This window comes from Acinetobacter corruptisaponis (assembly GCF_030053775.1).
Lineage (GTDB): Bacteria > Pseudomonadota > Gammaproteobacteria > Pseudomonadales > Moraxellaceae > Acinetobacter > Acinetobacter corruptisaponis.
This window is the reverse complement of the sequence record NZ_CP125669.1, coordinates 980,018-1,001,770: the sequence shown is the minus strand read 5'-3', so window position 1 is coordinate 1,001,770 and position 21,753 is coordinate 980,018. Positions and strand designations below refer to the sequence as shown.

Sequence of the window (21,753 nt, the reverse complement as noted above, 5' to 3'; positions counted from 1 at the left end):
ATAAATGTATATACCTTTTAGAATTAGAAGAAAAAGATACCTATTAAATACAAATGGTTTGATAGGTTTTTTATTATTTCTAATACTTGTCATATTGTGGGGTTCATCTGATTTCAACTTTAACATATTTGGTTATTTGAAAAGTATTCCTATTTTTGAAATTCCAATTTATGCGGTAGCTGTATATATTCACTTCTATATTTTTTGCATAACAAAACTTGATGATTAATAGAGTTGCAAAAAATTGAAAAGCCCTAGAATTTAGTTGTTCTAAATTCAATTGGGCATGATTTTACCGTTTGGCTTTATCCATACAATCCTTACACCATTTTGTCAGACCATCATCTCTTTTTGTGTTTTTATAAAAACTGGTTTTTAATCTAGTTCTTTTACAGTTAGGACACTGCTTTTTATTGCTCTTTTCATTTTTTCTATCTTCGTTCAACTGATTCAAACAGTCAGTACACCATTTTGTTAAACCATCTTCATGTTTGCTGGATTTTGAAAATGCAGAAAATGGGAGGGATTCTTCACATTTAGGGCATAATTTTTCAGGATCTTTAGGCTGTGTTTTTTGTGCTATTGATTGCGGTACATTAAATAAATCTTGTTGTAACACTGGTTCAGGTTTTGGTGATGGCTCTAATGTTAAAGCTGGCGTTTCTGGTTTATTTTCCATTTCCAATTTCTCCACTGGTTTATGTGGGATGCTAGGTTGTATATCCTTTATTGTGGTAGTGCCAACATCTTGCGTAGTATAGGAAGTTCTGACGCTATCAATAACCTGTCGCCTTTCTATGCGAATTTCACCATCTGGGGTTTGAATTACTTTTTTATGGGTGATAGTGGTTTGATCTTTCCTTTCAGTTTTATTTTGATTTAGAAAATATATTGCTAACCCAGCAACTCCTATAAATATTAAAAACCACACAGCAGACCCCCATTGATTTTTAACGGCAACAAAAAATTGACAAATTTAAATGCTTTAGTTTGCCTTAAATAAAAGTGCGTCACGCACCTTTATTTTTTTCTTCCATAAGCTGTTTCGTTAATTTGGTTAAGCTTAGGACTTCATTTTGCAAGCCTTCAATTACATGCAAAACAAAGGCTTTATCAAACTCTTGTTGTTCTTTTATCTCAAATGATTCCTCAAGACGAGCGACCATATCAGCATTCATTGAGCGATTATATTGCTCTGCGGATGAATGAATTTTATCCCTTAATTCAGGTGGTACACGAAGCCTTACAGTCACGTGTTTAGGGTTGTCACTCATAATATTTCCAATAGCCTCAGAATGAGGTTAAATAATTGCTCTACTATATTGACAATACCTCAAAATGGGGTTAATTTTAAATAACCTCAAAGTGAGGCTATAAAAGGATAGTTATGAAACCTGAGCAAAACAAACCCACTGATGTTCGCTTTAGATTGGAAAAAGAGTTGCATAAACCTTTAAAAGATTTAGCGAAAAAAGAAGATCGTTCAATGAATTATTTAATGAATAAGGCAGTTGAATTTTATTTGAACCAAAGTAAAGAGATGAAAACATAATGAAAGTAGATTTTAATGTTCTCATTTTTGTTGATAATGGTGTAATCAAGACAACAAAAAAGCCCGTGATCTTGGCGGATTGGGCTTGATTGGTGTCGCAATCTAAAAGGAAAGACAACATGTCTAATTTAGCACAAAATTTTCAAAACCCAAACTATAAGCCTTTAACTATTGGTGAATTTGCGATTCATCAAGATGAAGATGGGCTTTATTGCCTGAATGATTTACACAAGGCTAGTGGTCATGAACAAAAATATAGACCTAAATATTGGCTTGAAAATCAGCAAACCAAAGATTTAATTAATGAAATTGAAAAAGAAATTAGTGAGGGCGGAAATCCGACATCACTCTTAAAGCGAGCAATTAATGTTATTCGTGGTAATCGCAGTGATGGACTAAAACAAGGCACATACGTCTGCCTTGAATTGGTCTATGCCTATGCCATGTGGATTAGCCCACCATTTTATTTAAAAGTCATCCGTACCATTATGGCGTTGGATCAGCCACAGCCAGAACTAAAAACTTCTCCTATCGTTGACCGAACCGCATTACATATAGCCAATATTATTCAGGATGACTTATTGTTCTTACCACCCAAAGAACGCTGTCAGTGGTTTGTAGTGGTTGATCCAATCCACGAAAGAGGCGGCGTTTTGATACAAAAACTCCCTAACACTTACTACCCAGTGAATATTGTAAATTTTGCAGATCGTTTGAGTGCCTTGCAAAGTATCATTGCTGGTTCTGAGGTTGTGGAACTTGGTAGAAGTATAAAACGTTATCTAAGCAAAGAGGAGTTGCTTACCCTGTAGAGTAACTCACCCACCAAACCGCACCTAAAACCCTCGTATATATACCTAAATATACGAGGGTTTTTTATATGTCTACTGAAAAGAAGAAAGTCGGTCACTTAAAGCCTGAGACCAAAGAGAAGCTGGAACTGTCTTTGGAAATGGCTGCATCCAGTTCTATTGATTTAATCACTGAAGCTTATGGCCAAGATATTTTTGATAAGCAGGGACGTGGTGATCTAGTTTGGTTGTACAAAGGCGCAAAAGAAGCCCTGACGTGCATGGAGAAAATCAAGCGCATTCTCAATGATGATGAGCTGTCCGTAGGTGATCCAAACGAGCGTAAGATCACGCCAGAGATGCAGGCAGCGGCACTACTAGAATCCGTTGCCAAGAAGCTTGAGGAGCGCAAACAGCGCCCAAGCTGATGATTAAAGTTGGCTTTGCAGCGTTCTACCTAGTTTATGCCGAAACGCTTAACTGGGTCGTTCCCGATTTCCATTTAGATGTCTGTGATTTTCTGGAAGATTATGGTGCGCTTGGCTTATTGATGATGCCGCGTGGACACGGTAAATCCACAATCTTAGACATCTATAACGCATGGAAATTATTCTGTAATTCTGACCATCTTATTTTGCATCAGGGTGCAACTGATCCAGATGCCTACAAAGTCAGCCGTGGTACTGAACAAGTATTAGAGCGTCATCCACTTTGCCAATTGTTCAATATTAAAAAAGAACGTGGTGAGACCCAAAAGTGGTGGGTGACAGGTTCTACAGACGTGCGTCACGGCTCTATACATGCCCGTGGCATTTTATCCAACGTCACAGGTGCACGCGCAAATGAAATCCAGAATGATGATGTGGAAGTACCCAGCAATATTGGTACACCAGAGGCACGGGAAAAACTCCGCTACCGCCTTTCTGAGCAGACACACATTCTTATTCCAGGTGGACAAAAACTATTTGTCGGTACACCACATACCCATGATTCCCTTTATACCCATGTAAAAAACTTGGGAGCAAAATGTATGATCCTGAAAATGTTTGAGCATGAGGCACGTTTTGAGAATTGCTCAACGGCCATTGTTGGTTTTGAACCTAAAAATATATTTAGTGGTATTGGCGTTACAGCCAAGTTTTTATTACTGGGCGCGGATTACCAATACATTAAAAAGGGTAATGCCTATCACATCATCTTTACTAAAGAACACTACCTCATTGATGTTTATAGTGATGCGCTTTGGGCTGAAAGATTCACACCCGAAGAAATGGAAAAGCGCCGTAAAGAGTGTCGTACGCTGAATGAATGGGATTCACAGTATCAGCTACACGCCAAGCCTGTCGGGAACGTCCGTTTAGACCCTGACAAGATGATTGCCTACGATGTTGAGCCAGTGCTACGCCGTGCCAATGGCCGCTACATCATGATGTTGGGTGAACGTCAAATAGTAGGGATGACATGCCGTTCAGACCCAAGTTCAGGTAAAACCAAGTCAGATACATCAGCCGTTGAGCTGGTGCTCCATGATGATATTGGTAATAAATATTGGCATCGTTCTATTGAATTGCTTGGCCCAGTCGTTGAGACGGATGACGATGGCAATATTAATGGTGGCCAAGTCTGGCAGCTATGCGATCTTATTGAAGAATTCCATGTCCCACGAGTCACAATTGAGACCAACGGTATAGGAAATTTCTTTCCAGCATCCCTTAAAGGGGCATTGAAGAAACGTAAAATTCGTTGTGGTGTATCAGAAATACATTCATCACAGGCCAAGAACAAGCGCATTTTAGAGGGCCTAGAGGGACCATTGGTTTCAGGCATGCTGTGGGTCCATGTGTCTGTCATTGATACCCATGAGGGTGAAAACACATCCAAGCAATACAAACAAATGCGGATGTTCAATCCAGCAGTGACGGAACAAGAGGATGATCATTTAGATGCTTTGTCTGGCGCTGTCACAGATCAGCCTGAACGGGTCGGGAAAATACACAACAAAGAGGGGTACAAAGAAAGCCCTAATTGGAGAACCAACGGTGGCGTACATGAAGCCACTTTAGATTTTGACAATTAATGGGTGGACAACATGGCTGTACCTGAACAGATTCCATATAAAGAGTATGTAGCCAATGGAACTACTACGGTATTTCCATTGGAATTTTATTGCGAGAAACAAGAGTTTCTTATTGTGACTGTTAATGGTATTGAGCCTGAAAATGGGCAATGGTCATTAACTGATAATGCTGTGATATTTTTAACTGCACCCATAAATCAAGCAAAAGTCATTATCAAACGTGACACACCTCTTGAGCGTAATACGGACTACCAGACATACAATAATTCATTTCGCCCTGAACCTGTAAATTATGATTTTGATCAGATTTGGAGAAAGCTTCAAGAATTGGGTGTTGCAGATTGGTTATTGAATTTAAAGCTTGATAAGGAAATTGCAGACCGTATTGCGGCCGATTTAATTTTACGCAATGATCTTGATGCGGAAGTATTGGCACGTATTGCGGCTGACACCAACTTACAAAATAAGTTGAACACAGAGATTCAGGCGCGTATTGATGGTGATAAGTCAACTCTATCAAGTGCAAATACCTATACACGCAATTACTTTGCTGACATCTTAAATTCAATTATTTCGAATGGTAGCGGAGCATCTGTTGACTCTGCTGTAATGACATGGTCTGGTCGCATCCAGCGCGAAAAAAACAAGGATGTTGTTTCATCGTTTGATAACCTATTGATTGATCATACAGCAGGTGTTGATAGCACGGCTGCAATCAACAATTTAATAAACAATAATAATAATGTGCAGTTGATGGATGGTACTGTGCAGATTTCAGAGATTATTGACTTAAAAGGTCATGATAATTTCGTCAAAACCCAAGCAAAAGGGGCTTTAACTCCAAATTATTTAGCGCATGAGCAAATATTAAAAGGCACTTTGAGGCAAGAGACATGGATATTGTACGATGCAAAGTCATTCTGGCGCGTTGGTCCAACAGTGGCTGTTTGGGGGGACTCAAACACAGCTTTTTGTGATGCATCTGCAAACCGTGTTACAGCGCTCGGCGAGGGTTCATATCCAGCTACACTTGAGATGCTGCTAAAAGACTATGTGTATTATGCTGAGGGTCGAGTACGTGGCGATGGTAGTCCAGGTCAAACAGCCGAATATGGATGGCAAAACATAGAATCAATGCTTACAAGTTTTTCGCCCCAGATATGTATTATCGCTTGGGGAACAAATGATATTAGCAAGAACTTTACTCGTGAGCAGTATATTGATTATATGCGAAAACATATTGTTAGATTGCAAACTGCGGGCGTGATGACGATTGTATTGAGTATTCCGTACCGTGGCGGAAACGCTGAATATTTAGAAAAAACAAAAGCATGGAACACGTCACTGAAACGTTTGTGTGATGAATACGACGTTCGCTTCGTGAACATCTACAACGTGTTTGCGAACTTGCCCGCAACATATTTTTGGGAAGATAATGTGCATTATCAGTGGCGTGCAACACGCATGATTGCTGAGCGTGTGCGTGATGTGATTATTGCAGACTACGGATTGCCTGCCACAAAATTCAACAAGTCACTCATCCCTCAAAATATCCTCAATTTAAATGAAGTGACTGGGCTGACCTCTACCAAGGCAAAAGCCTTGTCAATTGTTGATACAGCAAACCAATACATTAAGCAATGGTATCCAAAAGCGATAAAAATTCCTGCAAATACCGAGATTAGCTTTACCTATAGCGGGCCCTTTCTTGCATTGTTTGACCGCCCAGCGAGTGGATTCAGCTTTTACGTGAATGATGCACCCACAACAGCATTGTCGCGCGGAAATACAATCTATTTTGCATCAATAGCCCAGCGTTTGGATGGATCATCAGGAATATTCAGATTGCGTTCTGATGCGGATATGTATCTGCTAGCAACATATTCTGCGGATCGTATGGGGCGGTATGTGTACACCCCAGCAGAAATAAATAACGCCCTGTGTGTTTGTGGGCTAATTACAGTGAGCAGTGGTACAACAACGATTCAGTCTATTGTTACTCAGCGTTCAGATTCTGAAGTGATTCCGTTCGGTGTTAATCCCGTTTTAAATATTCAAAACATCGGAACATTTGCAGAACGTAGTGCGTTGACTGGGATGCCTGTAGGTTTCGTATTTTTACAGGGCAATACTTTCTATCGCTACAACGGCACATCTTGGATAGCAATAGCATAATACCCAACAAACCATGATCAACCCTGACCTTTAATTAGAGTCAGGGTTTTTTTATTACCAAGATTAGGGGCATTTATGGATGTATTGAAATGGATTCAAGAGCTTTTTCAAACTTTTGGAACTGCATTAACTTCATTTTTTATGGGGTTCATCATGGCTTATTTTCGTACTAAGAAAAAATTAGGTAAGGCTGATTTTGCAGAATCAATCATGTGCGGCCTATTTTCTGTTGGTGTCTGGTCTGTGCTTGAGTGGCTCGGTATCCCTCAGATTGTTTCAGTTGGCGCGGCATCGGCAATTGGTTACATGGGTACTCATTTCGTGAGCAACTTAATTGAAAAAAAGGTGAATCGAAGTGAGTAAGAAATTAACAGATCAGCAGATTATAGAGCAAGCTAAAAAGCTTGGTGTTGAAGTAGCGGCATTGAAAGCAGTTATTCAAGTTGAATGTAAAGGTTCAGGATTCAATAATGATGGTACACCAGTCATTCTTTTTGAGCGTCATGTCATGCGTCAACGCTTGATTGTGAATGGTAAAAGAAGTATTGCTGAAACAATGGAAATCAAGCGGCCAGATTTATGTAGTAAAACTTCTGGTGGCTATGGTCTGTATTCAGTACAGCATAAAAAATTAGATGATGCTGCAAAGTATGATAGGGTCTCAGCTTTAGAATCATGTAGCTGGGGAATAGGACAAGTTATGGGCTATCACTGGTACAGTCTTGGATATGACTCTATTCAGCAATTTATTAATGCTATGTATAAAGATGAGGCATTACAGCTAGATGCTATGTGTCGTTATATTAAGCATAACAACTTAATAAATGCACTAAAAAACAAAGACTGGAAAGCCTTTGCTTTAGGATACAATGGTAAAGACTACAAAGAAAACAATTATGATGTGAAGCTTGGGAATGCTTATAAAAAATTCTCAACATGAGCAAAACGCTCACTCTCAAGTCTGATTGTGAGCATTTTTGTTTTGATTGTTTTTTAGACAATTTGGTTATAATCTTGGCTACAAATTTCTGTCAGTAAAATCAAAGATAAAGGATGATGTAGAGATAGTTTTGTTAAAGTTTTGCAAGAATTTTGCAGCCATACTTTTATTTATGCAACAATAATTTTATAAAACAAAATGTTATGTAAGTTGCTATTTTATTGTTATATATATTTCAGATTTATTTCAAATTTTATTTGCTAAAACAAACTAAGCCCGCTATTTTAATTTAAGTGTAAGTGAAACTACACCACACAATAGTGATAACAAATATCAAAAAATAATGGACTGGAGATCATTCCTATGTTGAAAAAAATTGCATTGGCAGCTTTATTGGCAGCTGGATCAAGTGTAGCAATGGCTGATAATGACGTTGGTTGCGGTGCTGGTACACAAATTTGGGCGGGACAAAAAGGTGTTGCACCTAAAATTCTTGCTGCAACAACCAATGGTATTTTTACCAACCAATTGCTTGGGATTACATTTGGTACTTTAGGATGCCGTCAGGGTGGTACAGTCACTGCTCAGGTCGTTACCTTTACCAATGAAAATGCTGAATCTTTAGCGCGTGATATGGCAGTCGGTCAGGGCGAAAGCTTAAATGTACTTGCTGAACTCATGCAAATTAAACCAACAGACAAGGCGCGCTTCTTTGCTGTTTCAAAAGCCAACTTTGCTGAAATCTACTCAAGCAAAAACAAAAATACACTTCAGGTTTTGGACTCTTTACAAAGCGTAATGGCGAAAGACTCTGTTCTTAAAGCTTACGTTTAATGTGTTGAACCAAGAAAACCCTGTCCTGATGGCAGGGTTTTCTTATACTCAATTTTAATGATTCCTAAAATATTTGTTGCTGAATGAAATTAGTTACCTGCGCGATGACTGCCTTGATGTGTAATTTTACACATGCTGCAATTGAACCTCATATCCAGAATTACCTCAACCACGCTGAACAGCAACAACTTGATCAACAGGTCACTTGGCAGCGGTTGATGTATGCAGATCAGGCAAAAAAAAGCGAGGTGGTATATAAAGGTTATTTCTACGCTGAAGATGGCCAAACAAATCTAAAGCATGAATTACAGGCTGATATTCAAGCCCTATTTATTTCCGCACCTGATAACCAGTCGATTCGCTGTAAATTTCCAGCACGGAGTCGTTGGTTGATACAGCAACTCAGGATTGATCCACAGCAACTTCCAGTAGCTCATTGTCCTGAATTTGACCAATGGATGAATCAAATTAAGCCACATAAGGCGACCTTGATTTATGCAACAGATTTTATGGGCAATCCAAGTTCAATGTTTGGGCATACCTTGTTGCGTTTAGACCCAAAAGATCAAAAACAACTGAATCTGGTGTCCTATGCGGTGAACTATGCCGCCACAGTAAGTGGTGAAGACAACTGGTCTTATGCATGGAAAGGATTAACAGGGCAGTATCCAGGTGAATATTCCCTGATGCCATATTATCGCAAGGTGAAAGAATATGGTGATTTTGAAAGCCGTGACTTGTGGGAGTATGAGCTAAACCTAGCACCTGATGAAACACGTTTTCTGGTCGAGCATATTTGGGAAATGCAGCATGTCAGTTTTCCCTATTATTTTGCCAGTGATAACTGTGCCTATCGTTTGCTGGGATTGATTGATCTGGTTCGCCCAAGCCTAAACTTAAAAAAACAGTTTAATTATGCAGCGATTCCAATTGAAACCTTAAAGGCTGTCGATCAGCAAAATCTTGTTAAGGATGTGGTTTATCGCCCAGCACTGGAAACACAACTTCTTTCTCAAGCCAAGCAACATGGTACAGCTTTGGCAAAAGTTGCCCACAAGATTGCTTTTCTGCCAGCAGAGCAAGTTTCAGCAGCTTTAAATTCGTATAGTGTTCAGGATCAGGCAAAAATTCTGGAAATGGCGTATGACGATTTATATTTGCAGTATATCAGTCGTAAAGTTGATGCTGACTTTGCCCAACCGCAGTTACGACAACTTCTGGCTGAACGGAGTCAGATTGATGTAGATAAACAACGTCATGAACCTGTACGACCAAGAATGCAACCTGTTGAGGGACATCATGCCCGTAATGTTTCTGTTAATGTGGGTGAGGTGCAGGGGAAAAACTTTGTAGAGTTAGGGCATCGTCAGGCCTATCATGACTTGATTGACCCACAGGGCGGCTACCGCCTAGGAACGCAACTGCTATTTCTGGATGGTGGACTGCAATATCGTGATGACAAACTCAAGCTTGAACATTTAGACCTGTTGTCTGTCAATTCTTATAATCCGATTCAACCGTTTAAACCACCATTGACATGGGGCTTTAATTTTGGCTGGAAACAGGAAGCAATCGATAATGGGCAATTTAATGAAGAACAGCAGCATGGAGCGGTTAACCTGAATATGCAGGCGGGATATAGTCTGGCAGATTATGATCGTCAACATCTCTGTTATGCCCAATTACAGGGACATCTACAAGGTGGGCGTTCTCTGGATAAAGGTTGGCGTGCTGGACTGGGGCCAACTGTAGGCTGTATGAATCAATGGTCAGATCACATGAATAGTGTGGTGCAAATTGAATTGCCATATTGGCAGGATCAAAACCAATGGAATTTAAGAGTGGGCACACAGCTTCAATATAGCTTTAACTCAAACAACGCCCTGCGATTAAATTGGGATTTTGAACAGCAAGACCATAAGAATTGGACGAAATTTGGACTGGGTTATGCCTGGTTTTTCTAAGACTTGAAAAGCATTTGATCAAGGCATTCGGAATTGATCAAACCTCTACAATCACATAATACTTTTTAACTGCTTCAAGTACTTCAAATGTGCCAATAAATGCAGGTGGAATAATACCTGCATTTCCAGCAGCCACTTCAATAAACGTATCGGTTTGTGCATCATGGATACGTACAGTACCCTCAATCACCTGAAAAAATTCCTGTTTATTGTCAGCAAATACAATATTCCATGCCCCGACCTCACATTGCCAAATTCCACAGCTCATGTGTGGATGTTCATATAGGCTATAAGTCAGGCGTTCTGGGTTGCCTTTAACTAGGCGATCAGGACGAGGGTAGTCAATACTGGCTTCATCTATATTCAAATTTGAGTACGATAATAATATTGCTTGAGAGTTAATAGGTGATGTCATAGGATTGGTAGGAATGATATTTAATTGTTTAGTATAAGGGAATATAAAGTAACCTGAATCACGGATAAGCCATAGACTTGAAAAAGAGAAGGACTAGAGCCATCAGTTAGTTACCACACAAAACTTACGACTCTAGTCCTTATGTTCGATAGTACCCAATTATTCTGTATAATTGATGATTTCTTTCTAAAATTTGAATCAGTTTACTGGAAATTCTTAAAGCAAAATCTTAAATGCCTAAGAATTCGCCCTGCACAGCTCAGTATTTCTGAAATTGTCTTTATTGCAATTTGGTATAAACATTCACATTTCAATAACTTTAAAGCATTCTTTACGGCACTGAGACATAACTATTTTCATTTATTCAAAAGCCTGCCTTGTTACCAACGTATGATTTACCTGATCAATACTCATCAACTGGCTTTACATGCCTTACATTTCGCCCTGATGAAAGATCAGCAAAGTCCTTATTTATGGATCGATTCAACGACATTGGCTGTCTGTAAAAATCAGCGAATAAAAAGACATAAATCGCTAGCAGCAATTGCAACTCGTGGTAAAAGTTCTATGGGTTGGTTCTTTGGTTGTAAGTTGCATGTACTTATGAATCAGTCAGGTGAAATACTCAGCACAGCTTTATCAAATGGGCATATAGCAGATATAAAAATGGTTGAACAGTTAGTCAAAGGAATGACTGCTAAATTGTATGCTGATCGTGGCTATATTAGTCATGAGTTAAAGAGTAAATTAAGAGTACAAGATATTGATTTAATTACCTATCACCGAAAGAACATGAAATCTATACAGTTATCAAAAGCAGATGAATACCATCTGAAACAACGCAATAAAATAGAAACTTTATTCAGTTTGCTGAAGGGGGTGTACAATCTAGTGACGACTAGAGCGAGAAGTGTTGCAGGCTATTTAGCTGGTATTTACGCATCTTTATGTGCTTATCAAATATGTCATCAAAACAAGCCGATGATTCGTATTATGGAAATATCGGCTTAAACAAGATTCGGGTTAAAGTAGGTAAACCATTATGCAGAAAGAAATAGTTATCTGTGAAGAGTGCCTAAGTCAATATTATAAGAATGCTTCAATGATGACGGAACTTTGTCCAGAATGTTCACATATTCTATATAATTATATAAATTGTGAGCATAGCTTCCAAAATGGACACTGCTTATATTGTTATTGGGATGGTAGTCAAAGTGACTATATTAAATCAATAAAGTGAACTAGTACAACCAAGCTTAGAGCAAGCTTGGTTGTATATGGAAGTTAATAACTTTCAGGAACCGCACTTAAAAACTCACGGCGAGCTTCCTTGTCCGTCTTAAAATCACCAATAAACGAAACAGTACGGGTGGTGGATTCCTGCTTGCCAACACCTCGCATCATCATGCACATATGCGCTGAATCAATCACTACAGCAACACCACGTGCCTGAGTCACTTCAGTAACTGCTTCTGCAATTTGTTGGGTCAAATTTTCCTGAATTTGCAAACGACGGGCAAACATTTCAGTAATGCGGGCAAACTTGGATAAACCGAGAACCTGACCTTCAGGTAAATAGGCAATGTGCACACGGCCATAGAAAGGCAGCAGATGGTGTTCACAAAGTGAATAAAACTCGATATTTTTGACCAATACCATTTCATGGTTATCGGATGGGAAAACCGCACTATTGGTCACTTCCTCAAGCGTTTTGCTATAGCCAGAAGTTAAAAAAGAAAAAGCTTTAGCCGCACGCATGGGCGTATCTTTTAGGCCTGGGCGATTTAAATCTTCACCAACGGCAGTTAAGATATTTGCGTACGATTGCTGCATAGACATAACAATGTTCACTTAGGTGGATTGAACAAAACGGCAATTGTATCAGAAAACGATTAAAAAACTTAGTTTTGATCCAATTGCCGATTACTGATTGTACTTTGGATTTTTTTCAGCACGTTTAAGCAGTACCAAAACTGCACCTGTACCTCCCTGATTTTCAGGTGCACTGACAAAAGCCAATACATCACGATGTTGTCTGAGCCAACCATTGACATAGGTTTTTAAAATCGCTTCTGGACCTTTGCCATGTACAATTTTAATGACATTTTGATTTTCATCTTTTGCGATCTGGATAATTTGCAAAACTGCTGACCGTGCCTGCTCAACGGTACAGCCATGTAAATCGACTGCCTCAAACCAGCGCATTTTGCCTGCTTTTAAATCCTCAAAAACTTTATGCTGCAAGGTTGCAATCCGATAGCTTAAAGCAGCTTGGCTTGCAACAGGATTCAGGATGGCTTGGGTATCTGAAATCTCAGTATGTTCCTGTTCGGCAGACCCCTCAGCCGCAGCTCGTTTTGCCAATGTTTGTGCATCAACTTTCTTTTGACGTGTAGGTTGGGTATTGGCGATATTGTCATTTTTGATCGGTTGAACGCCCCTTAATTCTTTTTTAAACAATTCATGATCATCGGGTTCAGCTTTTACATCAGGCACATTTTTTTGTGCTGTAATTTGTGCAGAATTGCCTGATTGTGGATGGGCAATCTGTTTTTTAAAGCCTTTTAATAAGTTGAGTTGGTCTTTAGAAAGTGACGAATCGTGTTTGCTCATGATAAGAAAAAATAGCTGGACAGATTTTATATTATATCAAGAATGAGAATATTGACAAAAAATATGTTTTTTTATAGGTTTAGTTCCAATTAACTTAGAGTAAAGAATAATGGATGCTGGAAAAATTACAATTAATGAAATTTTTAATGGAAATAAAATTTTAGAAATTCCTTTTTTTCAACGATCTTATGTTTGGGGTGAAACGCAATGGGGGAGATTTCTGGAAGACTTAGAACATGTGAGTCTGGTCAATAAGCCTTATTTTTTAGGTTCAGTTATTTTTAAACAGATGATGACAAATTCTGCTCAAAGTATAGGTGATTTAAGAATTATTATTGATGGACAACAGCGACTAACAACATTAAATATTTTCTTTAAAGTACTTTGTCTTAAAAACAAACAGAATAGTTATTTTGATCGTATTTTTAGATTAATGAGTAATAATGAGATTTCAGTTCGTCATAATAAAAATAATATTGAATCTTTTGAGAAAGTGCTAAATTTACCTGAATTACGGATAAGAAATTGACTTGAAAAAAAAGTAGTTAGAACAATTTAGAAAGTTACGACACAACCTAAAAGCTCTAACTACCATGTACGATTTTACAGAAATTTTTTGTAGTGTTGATGATTTTTTCAAAAAGTTTGAACCTATCTATTGGCAATTCCTCAAACAGGAGAAGAAACGTCAACGTATCCGACAAGCCACACTCTCCTTGTCTGAAATTGTGACGATCTCCATTTGCTATAAAGCTTCTCAAATGCATAACTTTAAAGCTTTTTTCCAACTTCTATGTCAATATGAAAGCAGGTTGTTTAAAGAGTTACCTTGTTATAAAAATATACTTACTCTTATCAATCAACATCAGCTTGCGATTCATGCTTTGCATTATGCGTTAAATCAGCATAAGGAAGATTCATATCTATGGATTGATTCGACACCTTTGCCTGTATGTAAAAATAAAAGAATTCCTAAAGAACATCATGCTTTAGATGATATTGCTTCTCGTGGTAAAAGTTCTATGGGGTGGTTTTATGGTTGTAAATTACACCTGTTGATGAATCATCAAGGGGAGATTGTAAATTCAGATATCTCGAATGGACATATTGCTGATATTAGAAAGGTAGAAAAACTAGTTGATGGATTATCAGCAAGAGTCTATGGTGATCGGGGATATATCAGCCAAGCACTAAAAGAAACTCTTAAAGAGCAAGGCATTGATTTAATTACCTATCCTAGAAAGAATATGAAAGTTATGCTATTACCATTTTCTGATGAATTTCACTTACGTCAACGAAAAAGAATTGAAACGTTAATAGGTTTACTGAAAGAAAAATACCATTTGGTCACAGGAAAACATCGTTCAATTGCGGGTTTCTTATCAGGTGTATTTTCCTCTTTATGTGCTTATCAGCTTTGTCAGAAGAATAAGCCTCAAATTCATGTGGTTAATTCTTTGGCTTATCCGTAACTGGGGTTAAATTTACAAGATTTGGAAGAGCTTCCATGTAAAGATGGTGATAATATTATTCAAGCATATCATTATTTTAAAAAAAATTTAGAACCATCAAAGTTTAATTTGCAAAATATTTTGTCAAAAATTTTATTTGTAGGAATTGATCTTAATTTTGATGAAAACGAACAGCAAATTTTTGATACAATTAATTCGTTGGGTGTAAGTTTAACGACTGCTGAATTATTGAAGAACTATTTTTTTAATCGTGATGAGATTGAAACTTATAAAAAATATTGGGAAGATATTTTTGAACGAGATGATGTTACAAAGCTATATTGGGATAGGGAAATTACAGCAGGGAGTTCAAAGAAAACATTTATTGATTTATTTTTCTTTTCATACCTGCAAATTAAAGTGCAAGATAAATCTTTGAACATAAAAGCAGAAGACAAAGTTGAATATTCAAAAGTAGAAAATTTATTTGAATCTTATAAGGCCTTTATTAAGGATTATCTTACTGATAATAAAAGAATAGTTTTAGAGGAAATAAAAAATTATGCAACTATTTTTAGAGAAAATTTTGATTATGAAGTTATAGAAAAAGAGCTTTCTAATGATTCAGGTATAGAACGCATTAATGCAATCATTTTTGGTCTAGATACTTCAACATTAATTCCTTATGTGTTATTTATTCTAAAAAATGTAAGAGATGAAAATGTAAAGAACGAATTATTTGGTTTTATTGAAACTTATATTATGCGAAGAATGGTTATTCATGCCAATACTAAAAATTATAATCAATTTTTTACTGATCGGCTAATAAGTAATGAAATTCTTTCAAAAGAGCAATTCTTATTATTTTTAGATAAGCAAGAAAATAAGGTAAATTTTTTGCCTTCTGATGATGAGATGAAAAATGGTTTTAATGATTCTAAATTGATCAATAAACAGGCGGCAGGAATTTTATATCTTATTGAATCTAAAATTAGAAATAAAAAATTACATTCAACTCAACTTCTTGGACTAAATAAATATAGTCTGGAGCATATTATGCCAAAAAAATGGGAAAATCATTGGGAAAAATTAATACAGCAGGAAGATAAAATAGCTAGAAATCGAAAATTGTTAACATTAGGGAATTTGACAATTATTACTCAATCTTTAAACTCTTCTATTCGGGATGCAGATTGGTTAATTAAAAAAATAGGTAAAAATGATAAAAAAGGATTAGAGGCTTATGCAGCAGGACTCGAAACTTTGTATGAATATTTAAAAGAGCCTAATTGGAATGAGCAAATGATTCAATGTAGAGCAACATTCTTATATGAAAAAGCAAAAAATGTCTGGAAAATATAAGGCTAAACGGTTTTGAACTAAAATGTTATGATCTCGTCCATGATTCTTGAGTTTTAAAGAATCATGGACTTTAGATTCTTACATTATTTGCGGTTTCCCAAACAATTCTGTAAACGCCTGATCAGGACGAGGCTGTTTCATAAAACTTTCGCCAACAAGGAAAGTATGAATCTGATTGGCCTGCATCATTTCAACATCAGCAGGTGTGGCAATACCGCTTTCAGTGACCAATAGACGAGATGCTGGTAATAAGGCTTTTAACCGCAATGAAGTATTTAAATCCACATCAAAGGTTTTTAGATTACGGTTATTGACACCTAGAATGCATTGTTCAGACAGCCTTAAGGCACGTTCCAGTTCATATTCATCATGCACCTCAACCAAGACATCCAGTTGATGTTCAAATGCTGTTTTAGACATTTCCTCTAGCTGTTGGTCTGATAAACACGCAACGATCAATAAAATACAATCTGCTTGTAAAGCACGCGCTTCAACCACATTATAAGGATCAATCAGGAAGTCCTTGCGTAATGCGGGTAAGGCACAATGGTTACGTGCGATCACAATATTTTCATCGGCACCCTGAAAGAAATCAACATCAGTTAAAACAGATAAACATGCTGCTCCAGCTTGTTCATACTGTTGCGCAATTTCCGCAGGATTAAAGTCTGCCCGAATCACACCTTTGGATGGTGATGCTTTCTTAATTTCAGCAATCACAGCAGGGCGCTTATGTTGTAATGCATTGGCAAAACCGCGCACTGGTGTTGCTTCTTTCGCCCACTGTTCCACATCATGCAAGCTACGTTGTTTTAAGCGTGCTGCCAGTTCCTCATGTTTGCGGTCAACAATTTTACCTAAAATGGTATTTCGAATATTGATCATGAGAAATCCTTAGTCTGCCTGATATTGTTTCAATGTCTTGGTAAACTCACCCAAGATACTCATTTTTTCCAGGGCCTGTCCGCCATAGAGAATATCCTGAGCCAGCTCGACGGCCTGTTTATAGGTCTTGGTAATACCTGCCACATAAATACCCGCACCCGCATTAAGTGCAATCATATTGGCTGCTTTTTCACCGATTTCAGATTTATCACGACTTAAAGCATCCTTAATTAACTTTAAGCTTTCTTCTGAACTATCTACCACCAAACCTGTCAGCGTTTGTGATGGAATCCCAACTTCATCAGGTGTCAGTGTCCATTCAGTAATTTCACCATCTTTGAGTTCAGCAACTGTGGTTGGTGCAGCCAGACTGATTTCATCCAGACCATCTCTGGAATGTACAACCATGACGTGTACCGCCCCCAACTGTTTTAAAACCTCAGCGATTGGAAGACACAGTTCATCTGAAAACACGCCAATCACAAAACGATTGACACCAGCGGGATTGGTTAAAGGACCCAATAAATTAAAGATACTGCGAATACCCAGTTCACGACGTGGTGCCACAGCATAACGCATGGCTTTGTGATGATTCGGTGCAAACAGGAAACCCACACCCATTTCACGAATGCAACGTTCAGTCTGTTGCATATCCAGATCAAGCTGAATACCCATCTGCTCCAATACATCCGATGAACCCGATTTACTGGATACACCTCGATTGCCATGTTTGGCGATGGTTGCACCCGCAGCAGCAATCACGAAACTTGAGGCAGTGGAGACATTAAACAGGTTTTGGCCATCACCGCCCGTTCCCACAATATCAACCAAATGGGGAATATCACTGACATCGATCTTGATGGCAAACTCACGCATGATACGTGCCGCAGCCGTAATTTCATCAATACTTTCGCCTTTCATACGCAAACCCATCATCAACGCGCCAATCTGGGCGTCGGTGGCTTCACCCTGCATAATGCTACGCATGACATCTTCCATTTGCGGCTGGGTCAAATGAATGTTTTTGGTAATATGATTCAATGCTTGTTGAATGTTCATTTATGCATAAATCTCTAAAAAATTCTTAAAAATCTGGTGTCCATGCTGGCTCAGGATGGACTCTGGATGAAACTGAACCCCCTCAACAGGAAGTGTTTTATGCTTTACACCCATAATTTCTTCAATCGTGCCATCTGGCTGATTGGTCCAGCAGGTCACTTCAAGACAATCTGGCAGTGTTTCCTGTTCAATCACCAATGAATGGTAACGTGTCGCAGCAAAAGGCGAGGGTAAATTGCTAAAAATACCTTTATTGCTATGGTGCATATCTGATAAACGACCATGCATCACGGTTTTGGCACGGATAATATTGCCACCAAAAGCCTGTCCAATCGCCTGATGCCCCAGACAAACGCCCAGCAAGGGAATTTTTCCTGCAAAATGATTGATGGCTGGAATGGAAATTCCTGCTTCAGTTGGGGAACATGGGCCAGGACCAATCACCAGATATTGAGGCTGCCATCGTTCGATATCCTCTAATGTGACTTGATCATTACGAACAACTTTTACTTCCTGATTCAACTCGCCAAAATACTGAACGATGTTGTAGGTAAAAGAATCGTAGTTGTCGATCATTAGAAGCATTTTAAAATCAACCTGTTGATTATAAGTGATATTTTGATAAGTGGTTGTAAATGTTACTCACATTGTTACTCACTTTAAGAAAATGGCTATCAAAAATAAAGCCGCTTTCTAAGCGGCTAATGTATCAGATTTTGATTCTCTTGTGACAACCTCATTCACATACGAATTCAGGTAGTAACTAACCTGACTAACAATTTGTCTGTTTAAGATAGCAGTGGCTTCTCCTGTTCCATAATTATTTTGCTTTGAAATGCGCTTCATCGTTTTTTCTTGCATTTGCAAAACATCATAAGCTGTGATGTTTTTAATATCTTTCTTTCCTATAGTTGGGAATATATCTTTTTCAAATGCTTTCTCAATTGATCGCCGATAGCTTTCTGAGCGCCTAGCTTTTCTTTTTTCAAACCATTCAACTGCAATGTTCTGGAAAGTGCATGCCTGATTTAATTTAATCTTAGCTTTTTCTTCTTGTCTATTCTGTGATGGGTCGATATTTTGGTCCAATAAGGATTTTTGCTCTAAAGTTTTTTGACGTGCCTGGGCTAGTGTTATAACTGGATACTCACCGAGACTAATCATTTTAGCTGTGCCTAAGTAGCGATATCTAAAACGCCAGAGTTTAGATCCGCTGGGGCGAACTTCAATGCAAAGCCCGCCTTGATCAGCAACACGATAAGTTTTGTCTTGTGGTTTAAGCTGTTTTATTTTAGTGTCATTAAGCATTGGTAATTTGTGAGTAACTTTATTAAACAGAGTGGGTACTCACAATATTACTCACAAAAGTGGCGGTTGTAGTAGAACCAATTCGAACCAAAACGAACGGAAAAAATGATAAGAAACTTTATTGACAGAGTGAAGCGAACTAAATAGAACTTCAACGGAGCAACATGCTTCTTTTCGATCATCAGAAGCATGACTTTAACCTTTTGAAAAATGTACACTTTATTGTGTTGTGATCTTAAATAAATCTATCAGCTTGTCTTATTTTTTAATCGCTATAACGAATAAAAATATTCACTCATGATAGAGGAAAATAATCATAGCAAAAAACAAATGGGCAATGCTGAATATTTCGAGTAATGATGATTTGGATGAGGATAAAAACGTGTAAATAAAAGACAGAAAAATGCAGAATAAATTTTTTTAATTTAAGGGCTTAGTAAAAAATGGCACACCTGAATTGAAAGTCTAATTGAATTGATTGGAATCAAACTGAAAAGAATGATATAAAAAGCCAATTTATGCCAACCAAAGATGGCGTAATTGGCACTACATTGGTTCTTTGTTATATGTTTTGCACTGTTTTGGTTCATTGTGTCTGTTTTGGAGACGAGCTGACGTGGAAATGTATAAATATGGTGCATTTGTGCAAGCAAACATTATAGTAGACATGGGATATGGAGCCTAAAGCATTTTTTCTGCAAAGAATTTCAATGTTTTAGGTATGCTTTAAAATTGTTGGTATGGTAATTGCTAATTATATATCAACAACTAACACGCACTTAACAGGTGCACAAAAATTTCATTGGAGCAAATGAGCATGGCGAACAAGGTCCTTCAACTCATCAAAGAAAGTGGCGCAAAATGGGTCGATTTTCGCTTTACTGATACTAAGGGTAAAGAGCAGCATGTAACTTACCCAGCTGACACCATTGATGAAGATACCTTTGAAGACGGTAAAATGTTTGATGGTTCTTCAATTGCTGGTTGGAAAGGCATTGAAGCGTCTGACATGATTCTACGTCCAGATGCTGAAACAGGTTTCCTTGACCCGTTCTTTGCTGAGCCAACTGTTGTTGTGACTTGTGACGTTATTGAGCCATCTACTGGCCAAGGTTATGAGCGCGACCCACGTTCGATTGCTCGTCGTGCTGAAGAATATTTAAAATCTACAGGTATCGGTGACACAGCATTCTTTGGTCCAGAACCAGAATTCTTCGTTTTTGACGAAGTGAAGTGGGATATCGACATGTCTGGCGCTCGCCATACATTGATCGCTGAAGAAGCTGCATGGTCGACTGGTAAAGATTATGAAGCAGGTAACTCTGGTCACCGCCCACGTGTGAAAGGCGGTTACTTCCCAGTTCCTCCAGTTGATTCTCATCAAGACATGCGTGCTGAAATGTGTGCACGTATTGAAGACATCATGGGTCCAGGTCGTGTAGAAGTACATCACCACGAAGTTGCATCTTGCCAATTAGAAATTGGTGTGAGCTTCAACACCATGGTTCGTAAAGCGGACGAAGTTCAACAGTTCAAATATGCAGTTTGGAACGTTGCACACCAGTATGGCAAAACAGCTACATTTATGCCTAAGCCAATGGTAGGTGATAACGGTTCTGGTATGCACGTTCACATGTCAATCTCTAAAGATGGCAAGAACCTGTTTGCTGGTGATGAATATGCTGGTTTATCTGAAATGGCATTGTTCTTCATTGGTGGTATCATCAAGCACGCGCGTGCATTGAATGCGATCACTAACCCAGGTACCAACTCTTACAAGCGTTTGGTTCCTCACTACGAAGCACCAATCATGCTTGCTTACTCAGCGCGTAACCGTTCCGCTTCTATCCGTATTCCTTACGTTTCTAGCCCTAAAGGCAAGCGTATCGAGGCACGTTTCCCAGATCCACTAATGAACCCATACTTAGGTTTTGCGGCATTGTTAATGGCTGGTCTTGATGGTATCCAGAACAAGATTCACCCAGGTGAAGCTGCTGACAAGAACTTGTATGATCTTCCTCCTGAAGAAGAAGCAAAAATCCCAACAGTTGCTCACAACTTGGAAATGGCGATTGCTGCGCTTGAAGCGGATCATGAGTTCCTATTGAAAGGTGGCGTGTTCACTAAAGAAATGCTTGATGCATATATCGAACTTAAAACTGAAGATGTACGTCGTTTGAACACAACGACTCACCCAGTTGAATTTGATATGTACTACAGCCTGTAATACACCCCAAATTAGAAAAGTCCGCTTCGGCGGACTTTTTTTATGTTTCTGTTTCAATTTGAATTTCATACATTTTTAATAAAAAATTCAGGTAAACTAA

22 protein-coding genes and 1 pseudogene are annotated in these 21,753 nt (G+C 38.3%); 14 read left to right on the top strand and 9 right to left on the bottom strand.

Annotated elements, in window-relative coordinates:
* Positions 1–292: 292 nt before the first annotated feature.
* Complete coding sequence (locus QLH32_RS05070; RefSeq protein ID WP_283268465.1) at positions 293–931, bottom strand: hypothetical protein; 639 nt, start codon at positions 929–931, stop codon at positions 293–295.
* Between the two features lie 79 nt (positions 932–1,010).
* Entirely contained in the window at positions 1,011–1,274 is a 264-nt protein-coding gene (locus QLH32_RS05065) for an Arc family DNA-binding protein (protein WP_283268463.1), read from the bottom strand.
* Positions 1,275–1,387: 113 nt separating this feature from the next.
* On the opposite strand from QLH32_RS05065, the gene QLH32_RS05060 reads away from it, so the two are divergent.
* From QLH32_RS05060 to QLH32_RS05020, 9 genes are all read left to right on the top strand, one after another.
* A complete protein-coding gene (locus QLH32_RS05060) occupies positions 1,388–1,552 on the top strand; it encodes a ribbon-helix-helix domain-containing protein (RefSeq protein ID WP_283268461.1) in 165 nt (54 codons plus the stop codon).
* Positions 1,553–1,671: 119 nt separating this feature from the next.
* Positions 1,672–2,364 carry a KilA-N domain-containing protein gene (locus tag QLH32_RS05055; RefSeq protein ID WP_283268459.1) on the top strand — a complete coding sequence of 231 codons (693 nt, stop codon included), beginning with the start codon at positions 1,672–1,674 and terminating at the stop codon, positions 2,362–2,364.
* Positions 2,365–2,432: 68 nt separating this feature from the next.
* Entirely contained in the window at positions 2,433–2,771 is a 339-nt protein-coding gene (locus QLH32_RS05050; protein ID WP_004757545.1) for a hypothetical protein, read from the top strand.
* Positions 2,771–4,420, top strand: coding sequence for a phage terminase large subunit (gene terL, locus QLH32_RS05045; protein WP_283268456.1), 1,650 nt, complete (start codon positions 2,771–2,773; stop codon positions 4,418–4,420). The genes QLH32_RS05050 and terL overlap by 1 nt, the downstream gene beginning before the upstream one ends.
* Positions 4,421–4,432: 12 nt before the next feature.
* Positions 4,433–6,595 (top strand): SGNH/GDSL hydrolase family protein, encoded by a 2,163-nt coding sequence (locus QLH32_RS05040; protein WP_283268454.1) that lies wholly within the window; start codon positions 4,433–4,435, stop codon positions 6,593–6,595.
* A gap of 75 nt (positions 6,596–6,670) precedes the next feature.
* Positions 6,671–6,958: a phage holin family protein gene (locus tag QLH32_RS05035; RefSeq protein ID WP_283268453.1), complete on the top strand. Its 288-nt coding sequence runs from the start codon at positions 6,671–6,673 to the stop codon at positions 6,956–6,958.
* Positions 6,951–7,535 carry an N-acetylmuramidase family protein gene (locus tag QLH32_RS05030; RefSeq protein WP_283268452.1) on the top strand — a complete coding sequence of 195 codons (585 nt, stop codon included), beginning with the start codon at positions 6,951–6,953 and terminating at the stop codon, positions 7,533–7,535. The genes QLH32_RS05035 and QLH32_RS05030 overlap by 8 nt, the downstream gene beginning before the upstream one ends.
* 363 nt (positions 7,536–7,898) lie before the next feature.
* Positions 7,899–8,369: a DUF3015 family protein gene (locus QLH32_RS05025; RefSeq protein ID WP_267980918.1), complete on the top strand. Its 471-nt coding sequence runs from the start codon at positions 7,899–7,901 to the stop codon at positions 8,367–8,369.
* Positions 8,370–8,452: 83 nt separating this feature from the next.
* Positions 8,453–10,333, top strand: a complete 1,881-nt coding sequence (locus tag QLH32_RS05020; protein ID WP_283268451.1) for an Lnb N-terminal periplasmic domain-containing protein — start codon at positions 8,453–8,455, stop codon at positions 10,331–10,333.
* A gap of 37 nt (positions 10,334–10,370) precedes the next feature.
* Here the strand turns inward: QLH32_RS05020 and QLH32_RS05015 are convergent, their stop codons facing one another.
* A complete protein-coding gene (locus tag QLH32_RS05015; protein WP_279959212.1) occupies positions 10,371–10,748 on the bottom strand; it encodes a cupin domain-containing protein in 378 nt (125 codons plus the stop codon).
* A gap of 141 nt (positions 10,749–10,889) precedes the next feature.
* Here QLH32_RS05015 and QLH32_RS05010 point away from each other — a divergent pair, with 141 nt between their 5' ends.
* On the top strand, positions 10,890–11,759 hold the full coding sequence (locus tag QLH32_RS05010) for an IS982 family transposase (RefSeq protein WP_283268449.1): 870 nt from the start codon (positions 10,890–10,892) through the stop codon (positions 11,757–11,759).
* A 273-nt stretch (positions 11,760–12,032) separates the two neighbouring features.
* Here QLH32_RS05010 and folE read toward each other — a convergent pair whose 3' ends face one another.
* Together folE and QLH32_RS05000 are read right to left on the bottom strand one after the other, a co-directional pair.
* Entirely contained in the window at positions 12,033–12,581 is a 549-nt protein-coding gene (gene folE / locus QLH32_RS05005) for a GTP cyclohydrolase I FolE (protein ID WP_279959311.1), read from the bottom strand.
* Positions 12,582–12,671: 90 nt separating this feature from the next.
* Entirely contained in the window at positions 12,672–13,361 is a 690-nt protein-coding gene (locus QLH32_RS05000) for a Smr/MutS family protein (RefSeq protein ID WP_283268447.1), read from the bottom strand.
* Between the two features lie 109 nt (positions 13,362–13,470).
* Here QLH32_RS05000 and QLH32_RS04995 point away from each other — a divergent pair, with 109 nt between their 5' ends.
* The 3 genes from QLH32_RS04995 (at position 13,471) to QLH32_RS04985 (ending at position 16,174) form a co-directional block, all read left to right on the top strand.
* Positions 13,471–13,890 (top strand): DUF262 domain-containing protein, encoded by a 420-nt coding sequence (locus QLH32_RS04995; protein WP_283268445.1) that lies wholly within the window; start codon positions 13,471–13,473, stop codon positions 13,888–13,890.
* A 64-nt stretch (positions 13,891–13,954) separates the two neighbouring features.
* Positions 13,955–14,833: an IS982 family transposase gene (locus QLH32_RS04990; protein ID WP_283268303.1), complete on the top strand. Its 879-nt coding sequence runs from the start codon at positions 13,955–13,957 to the stop codon at positions 14,831–14,833.
* A 21-nt stretch (positions 14,834–14,854) separates the two neighbouring features.
* Complete coding sequence (locus QLH32_RS04985) at positions 14,855–16,174, top strand: DUF262 domain-containing protein (protein ID WP_283268443.1); 1,320 nt, start codon at positions 14,855–14,857, stop codon at positions 16,172–16,174.
* Between the two features lie 78 nt (positions 16,175–16,252).
* On the opposite strand, the gene trpC is transcribed toward QLH32_RS04985, so the two are convergent.
* The 4 genes and pseudogenes from trpC to QLH32_RS04965 all read right to left on the bottom strand — a co-directional run.
* A complete protein-coding gene (gene trpC / locus QLH32_RS04980; RefSeq protein WP_283268441.1) occupies positions 16,253–17,059 on the bottom strand; it encodes an indole-3-glycerol phosphate synthase TrpC in 807 nt (268 codons plus the stop codon).
* Between the two features lie 9 nt (positions 17,060–17,068).
* Positions 17,069–18,118 (bottom strand): anthranilate phosphoribosyltransferase, encoded by a 1,050-nt coding sequence (gene trpD / locus QLH32_RS04975; RefSeq protein WP_267980911.1) that lies wholly within the window; start codon positions 18,116–18,118, stop codon positions 17,069–17,071.
* The gene (locus tag QLH32_RS04970; protein WP_283268440.1) at positions 18,119–18,703 is read right to left on the bottom strand and encodes an anthranilate synthase component II; all 585 of its coding nucleotides are present in this window, start codon (positions 18,701–18,703) and stop codon (positions 18,119–18,121) included. It lies immediately after the preceding gene.
* A gap of 171 nt (positions 18,704–18,874) precedes the next feature.
* Positions 18,875–19,426, bottom strand: a pseudogene (locus QLH32_RS04965) (tyrosine-type recombinase/integrase); the annotation flags it as partial.
* Positions 19,427–20,237: 811 nt separating this feature from the next.
* On the opposite strand from QLH32_RS04965, the gene glnA reads away from it, so the two are divergent.
* Positions 20,238–21,653, top strand: coding sequence for a type I glutamate--ammonia ligase (gene glnA / locus QLH32_RS04960; RefSeq protein WP_171062418.1), 1,416 nt, complete (start codon positions 20,238–20,240; stop codon positions 21,651–21,653).
* Positions 21,654–21,753 lie beyond the last annotated feature (100 nt).